This is a genomic window from Rathayibacter sp. SD072 (assembly GCF_017355185.1).
In the GTDB taxonomy this organism is placed as follows: domain Bacteria; phylum Actinomycetota; class Actinomycetes; order Actinomycetales; family Microbacteriaceae; genus Rathayibacter.
On the sequence record NZ_JADILJ010000061.1, the window covers coordinates 1 to 17202 of the forward strand.

Genomic DNA, 17202 nt, shown 5'->3' on the forward strand with positions numbered 1-17202 from the left:
GAGAGGTCCCACCATGCCCGTCCACGTCTACCTCGCCGGCGTCGAGGTCTTCGCCCCCGACGCCCGCGAGCGGGCCGAGCGCACGCGCGAGCTCTGCCGCCGTTACGGACTCGAGCCGATCTCGCCCCTCGACAAGGGCGACGTCACCGAGAAGAGCGGAGCCGGGGCCGGCAGCACCGCTCTCGCCGACGCGATCTACGCGAAGAACATCGCCCTCATCGAGCGGGCGGACGTGATCGTCGCCGACCTCAACCACTTCCGCGGACCCGAGCCCGACTCGGGCACCTCTTTCGAGGTCGGCTACGCGGTCGGCCGCGGGAAGCCGTCCTACGTCCACTCCGCCGACGGCGACACCGCGGTCGACCGCGTGCGCGCCTTCCACGGACCGGTCACGGCGACTCCGACCGGCTACGTCGACGCCGAGGGCATGTCGGTCGAGGACTTCGGCGCGCCGTTCAACCTCATGCTGTCCTCCTCGAGCACCGTCGTCCGCGGCGATCTCGAGGCGTGTCTGGCTCGGGTCGCAGCGGATGTCGAGGCCGGCGTGCTCGCGGGAACCACGTCGAGCCTCCGATGATCGGGAGGACCGCCGCCGACCCGTTCTCGAGCATCACGGAGCTGCTCCGCGCCCTGGAGTCCCGCGAGGTCTCGGCCGTCGAGGTGGCCGCCGACCGGCTCGCGGCGCTCGACGCGCAGAGCGGGACGGTCGTCGCCTGGGATCCGGAGGCGGTGCTCGTCGCGGCGCGGTCCGTCGACGACCGGCGCAGGAGGGGCGAGCCGCTCGGGCCTCTCGCCGGGGTGCCGCTGACCGTGAAGGACTCCTTCGAGGTCCGCGGCCTCCCGGGCAGCGCCGGAACGTCCGGCACGCTCCACCTCTCACGGCAGGACGCCCCCGCGGTCGCCGCCCTGCGCGCGGCCGACGCGATCCTCCTCGGCAAGACGAACGTGCCTCCGCTGCTCGACTCCTACGACACCGTGAACGACCTGCACGGCCGCGCCGCCAATCCGTGGGGAGCCGACCGCTCGGCGGGGGGATCGTCGGGCGGGTCGGCGGCGGCCGTCGCCGCGGGGCTCTCGTGGGGCGACCTCGGGAGCGATCTGACCGGCTCGATCCGCATCCCGGCGGCCTGGAACGGGGTCTGCGGGCATCGGCCGAGCGCGGGGCTCGTGTCCAAGCGCGGCCATCTGCCCTGGCCGACGGCGACCCGCCTCGAGCCCACGGCCTCCGTCGCCGGACCGCTCGCGCGCTCGGCCGAGGACCTGTCCGCGCTCGTCGCGGTGCTCGCAGGCACGGTCGACTCCGGGCCCTGGCGGCTGGACCTGCCGAGACCGCCGTTCACCGACGTCCGCGGGCTGCGGGTGGGGCTCTGGCTGTCGGAGGAGTCCGCCCCGGTCGACGACGAGACCGCCGCGGCGCTCGACGACCTCGCCCGGCGGCTGAGCGGGGCGGGGGCGACGCTCGTGCCGATCACGGGCTCGGTCCTCGCCGCGGAGGAGGCGGAGCAGCTCTTCGACCGCCTGGTGCAGCACGAGATCGCCTTCGGGGTGCTGCTCGAGAGCAGCACCGGGCCCGAGCGCGAGCGCGCCCTCGACACGGTCGGCGACCTCACCGCGGGCGCCCCCGTCGCGCAGGCTTGGGCCGACTGGGACGCCCAGCTGCGACTCCGCGAGCGTTGGGAGCATCAGCTCGACGGCGTCGACGTGGTCCTCGCCCCGACCGTGCCCTCCGCGGCACCGCTCGCGCCGCTCGAGGCCGGATCCACGCGCGTGATCGGGCGCTGGAGCTGCCTGGCGAACCTCGCCGGCGGACCGTCGACGGTCGTCCCGATCGCTCTCGGTCGCGACTCCGGACTGCCGATCGCGGCGCAGCTGATCGGACGGCACGGGCACGACCTGGCGACGCTCGCGGCGGCGCGGCTGCTCGCCGACGAGGGCCTGGTGCCGAGGACGCTGCGCGCGCCCGACTCTGCCGTGCTCGGCCCCGCCGCCCCCGGCCTCAGCGGGTGAGGGAGTGCAGCGCCAGCTTCGCGTAGAGGTCCTCGAGCAGCAGCCGCGTGTCCACCTGGGTGAACACGCGCAGGTCCGGTCCGCCGTTCCCCGCGCAGTACTGCCCGTCGGCGTCGATGCCCGGTCGCGGCACGAGGACGCTCCGGCTCGACGACGTGTCGGGTTCGAACGCCGACAGCAGGGCGGTCGCGAGCACGAGCGGGCTGTCGCCGAGCGCGTAGGTCTCGCCCAGGCTCAGGCCGTGCCGCTCGGCCATGCGGGCGACCGAGTCGAGCGCGTCGAACAGGTGCCGACCCAGCTCGCCGGCGCCGCCCATCCGCACGCGCAGCTCGGCGACGGAGGCGAGCACGGTGCGGTACGCGTCGCGCGGGAACTGCTGCACGGGCACGGCCGAGGCCAGCACCTCGGCGGCGGCGGGCACGTCGATCAGGAGGTTGTACTCGATCGGCATCGCGCCGGGCGGCGGTGAGGCGAGGCCGGGGTGCTCCGGCCCGCCGATCCAGACGAGGGTCATCCGCGAGGCGATCGCCGGCTCGAGGCGCAGCGCGGCGGCGATCTCGGTGAGCCCCGCGCCGGCGCAGACGTACAGCGGTCGCGGGTCGTCCCGCAGAGCCTCGGCCACCAGGGCGCGCGCGGCGGGGGAGGGCGTCGGGTTCGCCGCGAGCGCGACGGGCGAGCCCGCGATCACCGGCACGTCGGAGCGACCGCACAGCTCGAGCACCCGCCGTGCGGCGTCGGCCGCGTTCTCGGAGGTGCGGTCGGAGGGGTCGAACGGATCGCCGGGCCGCAGGTGCGAGCCGATCACGAGCGCGAGCTCGACCGAGGGCGAGAGCGCGTGCTGCGCGAGCTGCACCAGTCCGTCGGGGTCGCCGGAGTAGTCGTTGTCCGAGACGACGCGGAGGCGGGCGCTCATGCGGGGACCCCCGCGGAAGAAGAGGCTCCGGCGGCCTCCGCGACCTTCGTCAGCCGGATCGCCACGTACTGCCGGCCCGGCAGCTCCACGCGGAAGGACCCCGAGAAGACCCCCGGCACGCGGTCCACCGTCATGCACCAGGTGTCGATCACATCGACGATCCAGCGGTCGGCGGGATCGCGCACGATCGTGCGGAACCGCGGCCGGTTGAAGCCGAAGTAGACGAGCTGCACTCCTCCCGAGGCGCCCCACGGCGCGTCCCACTCGGACGCCATCGGGTCGATGCGGCCGTCGGGCATCTCGGCGGTGATGCGGCGGAGGAACGCGATGCGGTCGGGACTGTCGCCGACGAGCTCGCCGCCCTTGGACCACCACAGCTCCTCGCGGTCGTTGAGGTAGGTCTCGCCGTGGCCGACGTAGCCGCCGCGCACCGCTCCCTCCCAGAACCGCCGGGTCATCTCCTCGCCGGTGATGCTGCCCCAGCCCTGGTCGATGTCGCCCTCGTAGGCGCACTCGTCGATCACGACGGGCTTGCCCCACTCCTCGCGCCATGCGTCGGTGTTCTCGGCGGTGCGGTACACGTCGATCCGCTGCACGCTCGCGTGGGTGATCCAGGGGCGCGAGTAGTCGTAGAAGCCGAAGCAGTTGTGGATCGACAGCAGGTGCCCCACGGGGTCCTCGTCGACGACGATCGCCGCGAGCCGCTCCCAGTCCTGGACGCTCTTGGACCACAGCAGGTCATACTCGTTCGCGAGCGACCACCAGACGTTCGGCAGGGCCGAGAGCCGGCGCACGACGTACCGCGTGACGAGGCCGTCGGCGGCACGTCCGAGGTCCGAGAAGCCCCAGCGGTCGTAGGCGTGGAAGAGGATCACGTCGGACTGGATCCCCAGCCGGTCGAGGTCGGCGACGCGCTCCTCGAGGTGGCGGAAGAACTCGGGCACGGGCCGCTCGACGTCCCACCCGCCCTCGGCGTCGCGCTCGAACGGGTACCGCTCGGGCTCGTTCGCGTTGTAGAGGTACGCCTTCGGGAACACGCACATGCGCACCTTGGTGAAGGGGCCCTCGGCGAGCGTCGCGAGGGTCGCCTCCTCGAGCTCGGCGCTCTGGTGGGTCCAGGCGTACGCGGTCGTGCCGAGCGGGACGTGGCGGGTGCCGTCGGCGTGGGCGAAGTGGAAGGTGTCGGCGACGCGGACGGGACCGTGCGCGTCCGGCAGCGCAGGCCCCACCTCGACCGCTCCGGTCAGGCCGTCGAGCGAGCGGGCTGTGGAGGAGGTGCGGAAGGTCCAGGTCCCCGCGGCGCTCGGGAGGAAGCGGGCGCGGTACGCGCCGTCGCCGTCGTAGAAGCCGCCAGCCCGGACGACCGAGGCGGCGGCCTGCGGGACCGAGGCGGCGAGCCGGAACTCTACCGAGAACTCGACGTCGACGAACGGGTTCCCGTGCGACGGGCCGTCGACGACGATCTCGCAGGGCGCGTGCACCGACCCGGCCGCGGGTGATCGCAGCGCAGCGGATCCGCGCGGCGACGACTCCGGTTCGTAGTCGTCGCGGGGCGCCGCGATCACGCGCTCGGGTCGGGGCGGTGCGAGGGCGGAGTCGTCGACCTCGGCGAGGGCCGACCAGAAGGCCTCGGCGCGCGCCTCGTCGCCTCCGAGCAGAGGATCCAGGCCCACCACCAGGCCCAGCGGAGCCGAGCGCAGCTGCACGAGCAGCGGCGAGTTCACGACGCCGGGCGCGTGACGTCGGACGAGAGCGGCGGCCTCCGGCGTGTCCAGGACGCTCGCCAGAGTCGAGTCGCGGGTGAAGGCCATCTCACACCTCCACGGTGATCAGCGTCTGCACGGTCCGGCGGAACTCGGCCTGCATGTCGAGGGAGTCGCGCTGCAGGAGCCACTGCACCTGCAGTCCGTCCATGGTCGCGACGACGCGGATCGCGGCGCTGCGGGGGTCCACTCCGGGCACGAGCTGGCCGCGGGTGAGCATGTCGCCGAACGCGTCGGTGAACAGGTCGATCACGAAGCGGTAGCGCTTCGCGAAGTACTCGTGCGCGGGGTGGTCGGCGTGCGTCGCCTCGGCCGAGAGGACGCACTGCAGCTCGACGAGCCCGGGGATGCGGGTGTTGTAGGCGACGAGGTCGACGAGCGCGCGGACGGTCTGGATGCCGGGCACGGACCCGCCGCTGGGCACCCGGGTGATCGAGTGGTCGTCGCGGAGTGTGAGGACCGCCGAGAGCAGCTCCCACTTGTTGGCGAAGTGGTGCAGCACGCCGGCCTGGCTGAGCCCGACCTTCTCGGCGATCTCGCGGAGGGACGCGGCGTGGTAGCCGCTCGCCGAGAAGACCTCCAGGCCCGCGGCGACGATCTCGGCCCGGCGCGCGGCGGTCTTCGCGTACTGCCCGCGCGGTCGGCGCGGTGGCGAGGTGGGGAGTGCCATGGGGTTCCTCCTGGCGCGTCGTTGCGAGGGGTGTGGGCGAGTGCCGAGGGAGCCGAGCGCGAGCGGTGCCGACGCCGGTCGTCGGGGGAGGTCGATCACGGCCCCCGGTGTGAGAAACCTAGCCCGTCGAGGTTTCTGCGTCAAAAACCTTTCCCGAGAACTTTCTCGTCACAGGGCTGGAACGGCGCGGATCGAGCGGCATCCGAAGCACCGGGCAGACCGCCGAGATCACGAAAACCTAACGCCGAGAAGTTTTTTCCACCAAAACCTAGGGGTCGTCTGTTTTTCGTGTTAGCTTCCTCGGCACCGGCTCATGGACGTGCCGGGAGAACCGGGAGACCAAAGATGTTCCGATGGAAGAGGCTGGCGGCCGCTGCGATCGCCGTCACGACGATGGTCGGTCTGACCAGCTGCGCTGCCGATGCAGGAGGAGGCTCCTCCGGCGGCTCGGGCGACACGCTCACCCTCGGCGCCATCCAGACCCTGTCGACGTTCGCCGCGGCGGACTCCTACTGGGCGAACGAGTCGCCCTACATGCAGGCCGTGTACGACACGGTGCTGCGCGCCGACCCGGACGGCACGATCGTCGAGGGGCTCGCCACCGAGTGGACCTGGAACGAGGACAACACGGTCCTCACGCTGACGATCCGCGACGGAGTCACGTTCAGCGACGGCACGCCGCTGGACGCCGAGGCGGTCGCCGCGAACCTGCTCCGCTTCCGCGACGGCAACTCTCCCGACACCAACAAGATGGCCGACCTCGCCGACGCCGTCGCGACCGACGCCTCCACCGTCACCGTGACGCTGAAGCAGGCGAACCCCACCTTCCTCTTCTACCTCACGCAGAACGCCGGCCTCGTCGAGGCGCCCTCCGCGTTCGACTCGGCCGACATCCAGACCACCCCGGTCGGCTCCGGCCCGTACGAGCTCGACGCGTCCAAGACCGTCATCGGCACCTCCTACGCCTTCACGGCCCGCGAGGACTACTGGGACGAGGAGTCCGTCCACTACGACGACCTCGTCATCAACGTCTACAGCGACTCCACCGCTCTGGTGAACGCCATCAAGGGCGGCCAGGTCAACGCGGCGAACACCGTCGACAACAACGACCTGAAGGAGATCGAGGCGTCGGGCTTCACCGTCAACGCGTTCGAGCTCAACTGGACGGGCCTCCTCCTCCTGGACCGCGACGGCACCCTCGCCCCCGCCCTCGGCGACGTCCGCGTCCGCCAGGCCATCAACCACGCCTTCGACAAGGAGGCGCTGCTCAAGGCGATCGGCCAGGGCTACGGCACGCCGACCACCCAGATCTTCCCGACCTCGTCCGAGGGCTACGACGAGTCGCTCGACGACGCCTACCCCTACGACCCCGAGAAGGCGAAGGACCTGCTCGCCGAGGCCGGCTACCCCGACGGCTTCACCCTCGAGATGCCCTCCTCCTCGCTCGTCGGCTCCGCGACCTTCACGCTGATCCAGCAGCAGCTGTCCGAGGTCGGCATCACCGTGAACTACACCGACGTGGGCAACAACTTCATCGCCGACGTGCTGGCGCCGAAGTACCCCGCCACCTGGCTGACGCTGCAGCAGGACCCCGACTGGGCGCTGCTCAACTTCGAGCTCACCCCGAACGCGATCTTCAACCCGTTCAAGAACGAGGACCCGGAGCTGCAGGCGCTCGTCGAGGCCGTGCGCACCGCCGACGAGGCCGGCTACGCCGACGCGGTGAAGGCCGTCAACGCCTACACGGTCGAGAACGCCTGGTTCGCCCCCTGGTACCGCCAGCAGTCGAGCTTCGTCACCGACGCGAACACGAAGGTCGAGACCCAGACGGGCAACGCCTACCCGTACCTCTGGAACATCACCCCGGCCTGATCGCCCCCGCGGGCCGGTCTCCGTCGAGGCCGGCCCGCCCCCTCTCCTTCTTCCCGCTCCGTCGGTCTCCGACCGGAAGGACCACTGATGACCAGGTTCATCCTGCGACGCGTCATCTCGGGGATCATCCTCGTGGTGCTGATCTCGATCGTCGCGTACGCCCTCCTCTACCTCGGCGGCGGCGACATCGCCCGCCGCATCCTCGGACAGAACGCGACACCGGAGGCGGTGGCCCAGCGGGCCGCGCAGCTCGGCCTCGATCAGCCCATCTGGCTGCAGTACGCGTCCTGGCTCGGCCAGGCCGTCACCGGGAACCTCGGCAACTCGTGGTTCACCGGCCAGCCCGTCACCGCGGCCATCTCCACCCGACTGACGGTCACGCTCTCGCTGGTCGTCGGCGCCACCGTGATCTCCGCGGTCGTCGCCGTGGTGCTCGGAGTGTGGGCCGCGGTCCGCCGCGGCTGGGCCGACAAGCTCGTGCAGCTCGTCTCGATCCTCGGCTTCGCGATCCCCGGCTTCCTCATCGCCCTGGGCCTGGTGACCGTCTTCGCCATCAACCTGCGCTGGTTCAAGCCCACCGGGTACGTGAACTTCACCGACTCGCCCTCGGGCTGGATCGCCACGGTGACCCTCCCGATCCTCGCCCTCGCGATCGGAGGCATCGCCGGCGTCGCCCAGCAGGTGCGCGGCTCGGTCATCGACGCACTCCGGCAGGACTACGTCCGCACGCTCCGCTCCCGCGGCATCCCCGCCTCCCGCGTCGTGTTCCAGCACGTGCTGCGCAACGCCGGCGGTCCGGCGCTGGCGGTCCTGGCCGTGCAGTTCATCGGCCTCCTCGGCGGCGCGGTGATCGTGGAGCAGATCTTCGCGATCCCGGGTCTCGGCCAGGTCGCGGTCACCGCGACCACCCAGGGCGACATCCCGCTCGTGATGGGCCTCGTGCTCGTCACCGCGATCATCGTCGTCATCGTCAACCTGCTCATCGACCTGGCCCAGGGCTGGCTCAACCCGAAGGTGCGCCTCTCATGACCGCGACCGCCCCGCTGCCCGATCCCGCTCTCACCGTCGGCGTGGAGGAGCGCGCCGCGCGCTCGCACCTCTTCCGCCGTCTCCTGAAGAACCCGGTCGGCCTCGCGTCGCTGGTGTTCCTGGCCCTCGTGGTGCTCTCGGCGCTGCTCGCCCCGCTGCTCGCCCCCGCCGACCCCAACCGCGCCTCGCTGCAGGACGTGCTCGCCGCTCCCGGCGGCGCGAACCCGCTCGGAGCCGACAGCGCCGGCCGCGACGTGCTCTCGCGGCTGCTGTTCGGCACGCAGTTCAGCCTCGCGGGCGCCGCGGTGGCCCTGCTCGTCGCGCTCGTCATCGGCGTCACGAGCGGCCTGCTCGCCGGTTACTTCGGCGGCTGGTTCGACTCCGTGTCGGCCTGGACCTCCGGACTGATCATGGCGCTGCCCGGCTTCGTCGTGCTGCTGGCGGCCCGCGCGGTCATCGGCCCGTCGATGTGGCTGTCGATGGCGATCTTCGGAGTCCTGATGTCGCCGGCGTTCCACCGGCTGGTCTACGCCTCCGTCACCGCGGTGCGCGGCGAGCTGTTCGTCGACGCGGCCCGCGTCTCCGGCCTCTCGAACGGCCGGATCATCGCGCGGCACATCCTCACGGTGGTCCGCGCGCCCGTCATCATCCAGGCGGCGCTCATCGCCGGCATCGCCATCGCGATCCAGGCCGGACTCGAGTTCCTCGGTCTGGGCGACCTCTCGATCCCGACCTGGGGATCGATGCTCAACGACGGCTTCTCGAACATCTTCAACGCCCCCGTGCTCATGCTCTGGCCGAGCCTCGCGATCGCCCTCACCTCGATCGCGCTGACCCTGCTGGGCAACGCGATGCGCGACGAGCTCGAGCGCAGCGCCTCCGGCGGCACCCGCTCGAAGAAGCGCAAGGCCGCCTCGACGGCCGCGACCGTGCCGACGACCCTGTCGACCATCGGCATCCGCACCATGCTCGAGGAGGACGCGGCGACTCCGCAGACCGTCGTCCACGAGGAGCCCGCAGGAGCGATCCGCGCCGATGAGGTCCTCCGCGTCACGAACCTGTCGGTCGGCTACGGCCAGGGCGACGGCTCCGTGAAGACCGTCGTGCACGACGTCTCGCTGTCGGTGCGCCGCGGCGAGATCCACGGCCTGATCGGCGAGTCCGGCTCGGGCAAGACGCAGACCGCCTGGTCGGTGCTGCGCCTGCTGCCCGAGGGCGGCCGCATCACGGGCGGCTCGATCGTCTTCGACGGATCCGACCTCGCCCACCTCTCCGAGAAGGAGATGACGAAGCTGCGCGGCAAGCGCATCGCGTACATCCCGCAGGAGCCGATGTCGAACCTCGACCCGTCCTTCACCATCGGCACCCAGCTCGTGCAGCCGATCCGGCTCTGCCTCGGCCTCTCGAAGGCGGCGGCCACGGAGCGGGCGCTCGCGCTGCTCGCCCGCGTCGGCATCCCGGACCCGAAGCGCACGTTCGACGCCTACCCGCACGAGGTCTCGGGCGGCATGGCTCAGCGCGTGCTCATCGCCGGCGCCGTCTCGTGCGACCCCGACCTGCTGATCGCCGACGAGCCCACCACCGCGCTCGACGTGACGGTGCAGGCCGAGGTGCTCGACCTGCTCCGCGAGCTGCAGTCCGAGCTCGACATGGGCATGATCCTCGTCACGCACAACTTCGGCGTCGTCGCCGACCTGTGCGACCGCGTCTCCGTGATGCGCGACGGGCGGATCGTGGAGACCGGCCCCGTCCGCTCGATCTTCGCCGACCCCCGCCATCCGTACACCCGCGCCCTGTTCGACGCGATCCTCGAGGAGGGGCCCGCCCGAGGACCGCTCGTCACCGCCACCACCGCCACCACCGCGGCATCATCGAAGGAGGACGGGCGATGAGCGATCTGCTCCTGGACGTCAAGGACGTCGTCGTCGAGTACCCCGGCAAGGGCTTCCGCGCCACGCCCTTCCGCGCGCTGAAGGGCGTCTCGCTCGACATCCGCCCCGGCGAGACCGTGGGACTGGTCGGCGAGTCCGGCTCGGGCAAGACGACCCTCGGCCGCGCGGTGCTCGGGCTCGCCCCGGTCACCGGCGGCGAGATCCTCTACAACGGCCGCGACATCGCGCACCTGGACCGCCGGCAGCGGCGCGGGCTCTCGTCCGAGATCCAGGTCGTGTTCCAGGATCCGTACACCTCGCTCAACCCATCGCTGACGATCGAGCAGATCCTGGTCGAGCCGCTGACGGTGCGGAAGGTCGACGCGAAGGTCGCGTCGAAGCGGGTGCGCGAGCTGCTCGATCAGGTCGGGCTCCCGCAGTCCGCCGCCGACCGGCTCCCGCGCGAGTTCTCGGGCGGGCAGCGGCAGCGGATCGCGATCGCCCGGGCGCTCGCCCTCGAGCCGCGGCTCATCGTCTGCGACGAGCCCGTCTCGGCGCTGGACCTCTCCACCCAGGCCCGCGTCCTCGACCTCTTCACCGAGATCCAGGAGCGCACCGGAGTGGCCTACCTCTTCGTCTCGCACGACCTGGCCGTCGTGCGGCACCTCTCGCACCGCGTCGCCGTGATGTACCACGGCGAGATCGTGGAGTGGGGCGACGGCGACCAGGTCACCGCGCGTCCCGCGCATCCCTACACGCAGCGCCTGTTCCTCGCGGCGCCCGTGGCCGACCCGGTGCGGCAGGAGGAGCGGCGCGAGCAGCGCCGAGCCCTGCTGACGGCGCAGCGCTGAGCCCTGCTGCACTGAACCCTTCTGCACTGCAGCCTGGGCGCATAGAAACCAACCAATGCTAGGTTTCGAGTGACGACGCCGTCGCCGAGCCCGTTCGACGAAGAGAGACTCCTGTGACCGACACCACCACCGCCTCCCTCCTCTCCGCGGAGGGTCCCGACGCCGACGCCCGCCTGACCGAGCTGATCGGCCGCCTCGACCTCGAGGAGAAGGTGCAGCTGCTCACCGGCCGCGACTTCTGGACCACCTGGCCGATCGAGAGCATCGGCCTGCGCCGCATGCTCGTCTCGGACGGCCCGTCCGGCGTGCGCGGCGAGGTCTGGGACGAGCGCTCGCCCTCGCTCAACCTGCCCTCGGCGACCGCGCTGTCCTCCTCCTGGGACCGCTCGATCGCCAAGCGCTACGGAGCCGCCGCCGCGGTCGAGGCGCGCCGCAAGGACGTCGACGTCGTGCTCGGCCCGACCATCAACCTGCACCGCTCACCGCTGGGCGGCCGCCACTTCGAGGGCTTCAGCGAGGACCCGGTGCTCACCGCCGACCTGGCCGCGGCCTACGTGAGCGGCGTGCAGGAGAACGGCGTGGGAGCGACTCCCAAGCACTACATCGCCAACGACTCCGAGACCGACCGCTTCACCGTCGACGTGCGCGTGGGCGACCGCGCTCTGCGCGAGCTCTACCTCCTGGCCTTCGAGCGCGCGATCGTCGAGACGCGCGCCTGGCTCGTGATGAGCTCCTACAACTCGATCAACGGCACGACCGCCACCGAGAACGACCTGCTCGAGACCCCGCTGAACAGCGAGTGGGGCTTCGACGGAGTGGTCATCAGCGACTGGACCGCGGTGCGCTCGGTCGACAGCGCCCGCGCGGCGCAGGACCTCGTGATGCCCGGCCCCGACGGGCCCTGGGGTGCGGCGCTCGTCGCCGCCGTCCGCGACGGCTCGATCGAGGAGTCGGTGATCGACCGCAAGGTGCGCCGCATCCTCCGCCTCGCCGCCCGCGTCGGTGCACTCGAGGGCTTCGCCCCCGCCGTCGCCGAGCCGGTCCTGGTCGAGGACGGCCGCGCCTTCGCCCGCGAGGCCGCCGCCGCGGGCAGCGTGCTGCTGCGCAACACCGGCGAGCTGCCCTGGGACGCCTCCGCCCTCTCCTCGGTCGCGGTCATCGGCCACAACGCCCGCGACGCCCGCACGCAGGGCGGCGGCTCGGCGACGGTCCTGCCCGAGAAGGTCGTCACTCCGCTCGACGGGATCCGCGCAGCGCTGCCCGGCGCGCGCGTCGACTACGCCCTCGGCGCGATCGTGCAGGACGGAGTCGCGCCGCTCGCGCTCGAGACCATCACCAACCCGGTCACGGGAGAGCCCGGCCAGCGCGTGCGCTTCCTCGATGCGGAGGGCACCGAGCTGTTCGTCGAGGACCGCCGCGCCACCGCGCTCGTCTGGTTCGGCGGCACTGCGCCCATCGCGGCGTCCGCTCGCGTCGAGTTCTCGACGGTGCTGACCCCCGAGGCCGACGCGACCGTGCGCCTGGGCTTCGCGGTCGTGGGCACCGCGCGCATCTTCGTCGACGGGGACCTGTTCCTCGAGGAGACCCTCGCCCCGGTCGGCGCCGACCTCGGAGCCGCGCTCCTGGCGCCGCCGTCGGTCTCGGGCCCGCTGCAGGTCACCGCCGGCACGCCCGTCGACATCCGCATCGAGTACGACATCGAGCACACCGACGGCGAGCTCGAGGGAGCCCTCGGCTTCACCTACGGCATCGAGCCCGAGGACACGCCGGCCGAGCAGCTCATCGCCGAGGCGGTGGCGCTCGCCCGCGACGCCGACGTCGCGCTCGTGGTCGTCGGCACCAACTCCGCCGTCGAGTCCGAGGGCTACGACCGCAGCTCCCTCGACCTCCCCGGGCAGCAGGACGCCCTGGTGCGCGCCGTCGCCGCGGCGAACCCGCGCACCGTCGTGGTCGTCAACTCCGGATCCCCGGTGCTGCTGCCCTGGCGCGACGAGGTCGCCGCCGTGCTCGTCGGCTACTTCGGCGGGCAGGAGATGGGCGACGCGGTCGCCGACGTCCTGCTCGGCGCCGTCGAGCCGGGCGGCCGCCTCCCCACGACGTGGCCGGCCGCGATCGAGGACGTCCCCGTGCTCTCGACGCTGCCCACCGACGGCGAGCTGCACTACGACGAGGGCATCCACATCGGCTACCGCGCGTGGCTGCGGAGCGAGGTCGAGCCGGCCTACGGCTTCGGTCACGGCCTCGGCTACACGTCGTTCGACCTCGTGTCGCTGGCCCCCGTCGAGCCCGCCCGGGCCGGCGAGGACGCGGTGCTGCTGGTCGACGTCGTCAACACCGGCGACCGCGCGGGCAAGGTGGTGCTGCAGGCCTACGCCGAGCGCCGCGACTCCGCCGTCGAGCGCCCGGTGCGCTGGCTGGTCGGCTTCGAGAGCGCGAGCATCGAGGCCGGAGCCGCCGCGCAGATCGCGGTGACCGTGCCCACGCGACTGCTCGCGACGTGGAGCGACGGCTGGGACTACGAGGCCGGAGCCTTCACGATCCGCGTCGGCACCTCGCTCGAGGACGTCCCGCTGGCGACGGAGCTCGAGCTGCTGGTCTGAAGCTGGGAGCGGGGTCCCGGACGGGTTTCTATCACGTTCGGGGCATCCCGCAACCCGGTGCGCTCCCAGGCGGCTCGCGCTTAACGTCGAGGAAGACGGCCGCAAGAGCGGACCGCCGCACACCGAGTGACAGAGCAAGGAGCACCACCGTGCCGCAGATCATCGAGACCGTCGACGTCAACGTCCCCGTGTCCGTCGCCTACAACCAGTGGACCCAGTTCGAGGAGTTCCCCAAGTTCCTCGACGAGGTCGAGTCGATCCAGCAGGTCACCGACGTCCTCACCGTCTGGAAGGTGAAGGTCGGACCGGTCGAGCGCGAGTTCGAGGCCAACATCACCGAGCAGCACCCCGACGAGCGCGTCGCGTGGAACAGCACCGGAGGCGAGACCGACCACGCCGGTGTCGTCACCTTCCACAAGCTCTCGGACTCCGAGACCCGCGTCACCGTGCAGCTCGACTGGGAGCCCAAGGGCTTCCTCGAGTCGCTCGGCTCGCTCGTCGGCGCCGGCAGCCACGCCGTCAAGAAGGACCTGAAGAACTTCAAGGAGTACATCGAGTCCAAGGGCACCCCGGACGGCGCCTGGCGCGGCGACGTCGAGGCCTGAGGCTCCGATGTCCGACACGACCGGCTCCCTGAACGACTCCGAGGGTGAGAAGAAGGACGGCGGCCTCGGCGACGACGGCACCATCCCCGACTCCGAGAGCGGCCTGGCCGTCGGAGTGACCGGCGACTCCCACTTCAACCCCGAAGAGGACGCGCCCGCAGACGACGAGTCCTGAGACTCGGGTACACCTCCGCGAGATGCCACTCGTGCGCACGCCCCAGGGCGTCCGCGAGTGGCATCTCGCGTGTGCGCGGGTGCGCCTCAGCGCCAGGCGCGCGCGTACTGCGGCGGCACGACCGCATCGAGGTCGGCGCCCAGCTCCTGCGCCATGCGAGAGGCGGCGTGCGGGTCGCGCAGCAGCTCCCGCGCGAGCAGCACGACATCGGCCTCGCCCGCGGCGAGCACCCCCTCCGCCTGCTCGGACGTCGTGATGAGGCCCACCGCTCCCACCGGTGCTCCGGTCGCCCGGCGCACCGCGGCCGCGAACGGCACCTGATAGAGCGGAGCGACCGGGATGTCCGTGCCGCGGACCAGGCCGCCGGTGGAGACGTCGAAGAGGTCGGCCCCCGCCTCCCGCGCCCAGCCGGCGACGGTCACCGTCTCGTCGAGGTCCCAGCCGCCCTCCGCCCAGTCGGTCGCCGAGAAGCGGACCAGCAGCGGCAGCTCGCCGATCTCGGCGCGCACCTCGCGCACGACCTCGAGCAGGAGCCGCCCGCGGTTCTCGAGGGAGCCGCCGTACTCGTCCTCGCGCCGGTTCGACAGCGGCGACAGGAACTGGTGCAGCAGGTAGCCGTGGGCGGCGTGGATCTCGATCACGTCGAAGCCGGCCTCGACGGCGCGGCGGGCGGAGTCGCGGAACGCCTGCACGAGGCCGGGCAGCTCGTCCGCGTCGAGGGCCCGCGGGGCGGCGTAGCCCTCGAAGGCGACGGCCGACGGGGCGACCGTGTCCCAGCCGCCCTCCTCCGCCGGCACCGTTCCGCGCCCGCTCCACTCGCGGTACGTCGACGCCTTGCGCCCGGCGTGCGCGAGCTGCACCCCGGCGAGGGCGCCCTGCTCGTGCACGAAGTCGACGATCGGCGCCCAGGCGTCGCGCTGCTCGTCGTTCCAGAGGCCGGTGTCCCAGGGGCTGATCCGTCCCTCCGGCACGACTCCCGTCGCCTCCGCGATCAGCACGCCCACGCCCCCGCGCGCGATCGAGCCCAGGTGCACGAGGTGCCAGGTGGTCGGCACCCCGTCGCGCGCCTCGACCGAGTACTGGCACATCGGAGCCGCCCAGAGGCGGTTGCGGGCGGTACGGGAGCGGAGGGTGAGGGGCTGGAGCAGAGCGGGAGCGGTGGTCATCCAGGTGACAACCGCTCCCGGCCGCCCGTCATTCCCGGCGGCGCGAGGGGTCAGCTCGGCCAGGTCGAGCCGGGCGCCTCCTGCCAGACGGTGCTCGGCGGGGTGAGCGCGGCGAGCTCCTCGAACAGCGAGTCCGGGATCTCGAGCGCGTCGTCGGCGACGAACTCGTCGAAGTGCTCGGCCGTCGTGGCGCCGACGACGGTGGTCGTGATCCGCTCGTCGCGGGTCGAGAACTGCAGGGCGGCGGCCCGGAGCGGCACCCCGGCGCGGTCGCACGCCTCGCCCATCTCGGTGACCGCCTGCACGATCTCGGGGGGAGCCGGGCGGTAGGCGTACGTCTCGACCGGCTGGGGCCAGCGGGCGAGCGCGCCGCCGCCGTAGACCGCCGCGTTCACCACGACGACGCCGCGGTCGACCGAGACGTCGATCAGCTCGTCCGAGGAGCGGTCGACGAGCGTGCAGCGGTTGTGCGTGATCACCGCGTCGAACAGCCCCGTCTCGACGTAGTGCTGCAGCATCGGCGCGGGTCCGCCCGAGATGCCGATCGAGAGCGCGACGCCGGCCTCCTTCATCGCGACGAGGGCCCGCACGGGGCCGTCCTCGGCGAACGCCTCCTCGTACGAGATGCGCTCGGGGTCGTGCAGGTAGAGCAGCGGGAGCACGTCCATGCCCAGGCGCTCGCGGCTCTCGTCGAGGCTGCGCCGCATCCGCTCGCCCGAGTAGCTGCCGGTCTCGGGATCGCGGTCGAGCTTCGTCACGACGGTGATGCCGTCCGGAACCCCGCCGTGCGCCCGCAGCGCCTCGCCGATCAGCCGCTCGCTGTGCCCCTGCGCGTACTCGTTGGAGGTGTCGATCACCGACACGGCGCGATCGGCGGAGGAGCCGAGCACCCGCTCGAGGGCGGGCACCGTCTCGAGGTCCCGCACGCGCTCGGGGTTCCAGGACGTGCCGAGCGTGAGCCGGGTGACCGAGGCGCCGGAGGGGCCGAACGGGCGGAGGAGAGGGGAGCTCGAATTCGAGGACTGCGATGTCATGCCCCCAGCCTGTCAGTGGGTGGACTCAGTGCACCAGCGTGCTCAGTGCACCAGCGTGCTCAGCCAGACCACGACGAGCCCGAGCAGCATCGTGCAGAGGGTGCTCAGCACGCGGCGGCCGGGCGGGCTCCCGCGGCGGGCCGAGGTGAGGTAGCCCAGAAGGGCCAGGATCGCGACGCCCGAGCCGAGCGCCAGGTAGTAGGCGGTCCACTCCTCGACCAGTCCGAGGGGGGCGAGCGCGAGCAGCGCCGCGGGCACGACCATGGCCACGAGCATCCCGATCGAGTGCCGTGCCGTGGCGAGCACCGCGTCGAGGATCGTGCGCGCGCCCGGCTCCGCCTCCGGCAGCCGCGCCAGCGTGCCCGCGTACAGGTGCGCGAGCCAGAAGACGCTCACCGAGCCCAGGAGGAACAGCAGCACCTCGAGATCGGTGTCGTCGTCCCAGCCGACCGCGATCAGCGTGATCGCGAGGACCGTGCCGTAGATGGCGCCCTCGGTGCGGAGGATCGCGCTCACGGCTCCGACGGCGGCGAAGGGGGTGCGGGCGGTCGCGGCGCGGGACGCGGTGTCGAGGGCAGGGGTGTCGAGAGCGGGGGTGTCGGGTGCAGGGGCGTCGGCTGCAGGGGTTCCGGGCACTTCTGAATCG

General features: G+C 72.2%; 15 protein-coding genes. 9 read left to right on the forward strand and 6 right to left on the reverse strand.

Annotated features, from left to right (window positions below; translation table 11 throughout):
- Together IOC53_RS17050 and IOC53_RS17055 are read left to right on the forward strand one after the other, a co-directional pair.
- A partial coding sequence (locus tag IOC53_RS17050) for a nucleoside 2-deoxyribosyltransferase (RefSeq protein ID WP_207407604.1) occupies positions 1-577 on the forward strand: 577 nt, incomplete at its 5' end.
- A complete protein-coding gene (locus IOC53_RS17055; protein ID WP_207407606.1) occupies positions 574-2007 on the forward strand; it encodes an amidase in 1434 nt (477 codons plus the stop codon). The genes IOC53_RS17050 and IOC53_RS17055, both read left to right, overlap by 4 nt.
- Here IOC53_RS17055 and IOC53_RS17060 read toward each other — a convergent pair.
- From IOC53_RS17060 to IOC53_RS17070, 3 genes are read right to left on the reverse strand one after another with little or no spacing between them, the layout of a single operon-like run.
- Positions 1997-2920 (reverse strand): nucleoside hydrolase, encoded by a 924-nt coding sequence (locus IOC53_RS17060; protein WP_207407608.1) that lies wholly within the window; start codon positions 2918-2920, stop codon positions 1997-1999. The two genes, IOC53_RS17055 and IOC53_RS17060, sit on opposite strands and share 11 nt — an antisense overlap.
- Complete coding sequence (locus IOC53_RS17065; protein WP_207407611.1) at positions 2917-4731, reverse strand: DUF5605 domain-containing protein; 1815 nt, start codon at positions 4729-4731, stop codon at positions 2917-2919. The genes IOC53_RS17060 and IOC53_RS17065 overlap by 4 nt, the downstream gene beginning before the upstream one ends.
- A 1-nt stretch (position 4732) precedes the next feature.
- Positions 4733-5353, reverse strand: a complete 621-nt coding sequence (locus IOC53_RS17070) for a TetR/AcrR family transcriptional regulator (RefSeq protein ID WP_207407612.1) — start codon at positions 5351-5353, stop codon at positions 4733-4735.
- A gap of 345 nt (positions 5354-5698) precedes the next feature.
- Between IOC53_RS17070 and IOC53_RS17075 the strand changes: the two genes are divergently transcribed.
- From IOC53_RS17075 to IOC53_RS17105, 7 genes are all read left to right on the forward strand, one after another.
- The gene (locus IOC53_RS17075) at positions 5699-7225 is read left to right on the forward strand and encodes an ABC transporter substrate-binding protein (RefSeq protein ID WP_207407613.1); all 1527 of its coding nucleotides are present in this window, start codon (positions 5699-5701) and stop codon (positions 7223-7225) included.
- Between the two features lie 87 nt (positions 7226-7312).
- Positions 7313-8254, forward strand: a complete 942-nt coding sequence (locus tag IOC53_RS17080) for an ABC transporter permease (protein WP_207407614.1) — start codon at positions 7313-7315, stop codon at positions 8252-8254.
- Entirely contained in the window at positions 8251-10146 is a 1896-nt protein-coding gene (locus IOC53_RS17085) for a dipeptide/oligopeptide/nickel ABC transporter permease/ATP-binding protein (RefSeq protein ID WP_207407615.1), read from the forward strand. Before IOC53_RS17080 ends, IOC53_RS17085 begins: the two co-directional genes overlap by 4 nt.
- Complete coding sequence (locus tag IOC53_RS17090; RefSeq protein WP_207407616.1) at positions 10143-10976, forward strand: ABC transporter ATP-binding protein; 834 nt, start codon at positions 10143-10145, stop codon at positions 10974-10976. The genes IOC53_RS17085 and IOC53_RS17090 overlap by 4 nt, the downstream gene beginning before the upstream one ends.
- Positions 10977-11089: 113 nt before the next feature.
- Positions 11090-13576, forward strand: coding sequence for a glycoside hydrolase family 3 protein (locus IOC53_RS17095; RefSeq protein WP_207407617.1), 2487 nt, complete (start codon positions 11090-11092; stop codon positions 13574-13576).
- A 149-nt stretch (positions 13577-13725) separates the two neighbouring features.
- Complete coding sequence (locus IOC53_RS17100) at positions 13726-14181, forward strand: SRPBCC family protein (RefSeq protein ID WP_207407619.1); 456 nt, start codon at positions 13726-13728, stop codon at positions 14179-14181.
- A gap of 7 nt (positions 14182-14188) precedes the next feature.
- A complete protein-coding gene (locus IOC53_RS17105; protein ID WP_207407621.1) occupies positions 14189-14356 on the forward strand; it encodes a hypothetical protein in 168 nt (55 codons plus the stop codon).
- 86 nt (positions 14357-14442) lie between these two features.
- Here the strand turns inward: IOC53_RS17105 and IOC53_RS17110 are convergent, their stop codons facing one another.
- The 3 genes from IOC53_RS17110 to IOC53_RS17120 all read right to left on the reverse strand — a co-directional run.
- Positions 14443-15522 (reverse strand): NADH:flavin oxidoreductase/NADH oxidase, encoded by a 1080-nt coding sequence (locus tag IOC53_RS17110; protein ID WP_207407623.1) that lies wholly within the window; start codon positions 15520-15522, stop codon positions 14443-14445.
- A 50-nt stretch (positions 15523-15572) separates the two neighbouring features.
- Positions 15573-16556, reverse strand: coding sequence for an aldo/keto reductase (locus IOC53_RS17115; RefSeq protein WP_207407625.1), 984 nt, complete (start codon positions 16554-16556; stop codon positions 15573-15575).
- Positions 16557-16598: 42 nt separating this feature from the next.
- The coding region (locus tag IOC53_RS17120) for a hypothetical protein (protein WP_207407626.1) at positions 16599-17202 on the reverse strand (604 nt) is incomplete at its 5' end.

Excerpts from the sequence above, each read along its gene's own strand:
- IOC53_RS17055 (WP_207407606.1), top strand. The coding sequence starts at position 574 with ATGATCGGGAGGACCGCCGCCGACCCGTTCTCGAGCATCACGGAGCTG.
- IOC53_RS17060 (WP_207407608.1), bottom strand. The coding sequence starts at position 2,920 with ATGAGCGCCCGCCTCCGCGTCGTCTCGGACAACGACTACTCCGGCGAC.
- IOC53_RS17065 (WP_207407611.1), bottom strand. The coding sequence starts at position 4,731 with ATGGCCTTCACCCGCGACTCGACTCTGGCGAGCGTCCTGGACACGCCG.
- IOC53_RS17070 (WP_207407612.1), bottom strand. The coding sequence starts at position 5,353 with ATGGCACTCCCCACCTCGCCACCGCGCCGACCGCGCGGGCAGTACGCG.
- IOC53_RS17075 (WP_207407613.1), top strand. The coding sequence starts at position 5,699 with ATGTTCCGATGGAAGAGGCTGGCGGCCGCTGCGATCGCCGTCACGACG.
- IOC53_RS17080 (WP_207407614.1), top strand. The coding sequence starts at position 7,313 with ATGACCAGGTTCATCCTGCGACGCGTCATCTCGGGGATCATCCTCGTG.
- IOC53_RS17085 (WP_207407615.1), top strand. The coding sequence starts at position 8,251 with ATGACCGCGACCGCCCCGCTGCCCGATCCCGCTCTCACCGTCGGCGTG.
- IOC53_RS17090 (WP_207407616.1), top strand. The coding sequence starts at position 10,143 with ATGAGCGATCTGCTCCTGGACGTCAAGGACGTCGTCGTCGAGTACCCC.
- IOC53_RS17105 (WP_207407621.1), top strand. The coding sequence starts at position 14,189 with ATGTCCGACACGACCGGCTCCCTGAACGACTCCGAGGGTGAGAAGAAG.
- IOC53_RS17110 (WP_207407623.1), bottom strand. The coding sequence starts at position 15,522 with ATGACCACCGCTCCCGCTCTGCTCCAGCCCCTCACCCTCCGCTCCCGT.
- IOC53_RS17115 (WP_207407625.1), bottom strand. The coding sequence starts at position 16,556 with ATGACATCGCAGTCCTCGAATTCGAGCTCCCCTCTCCTCCGCCCGTTC.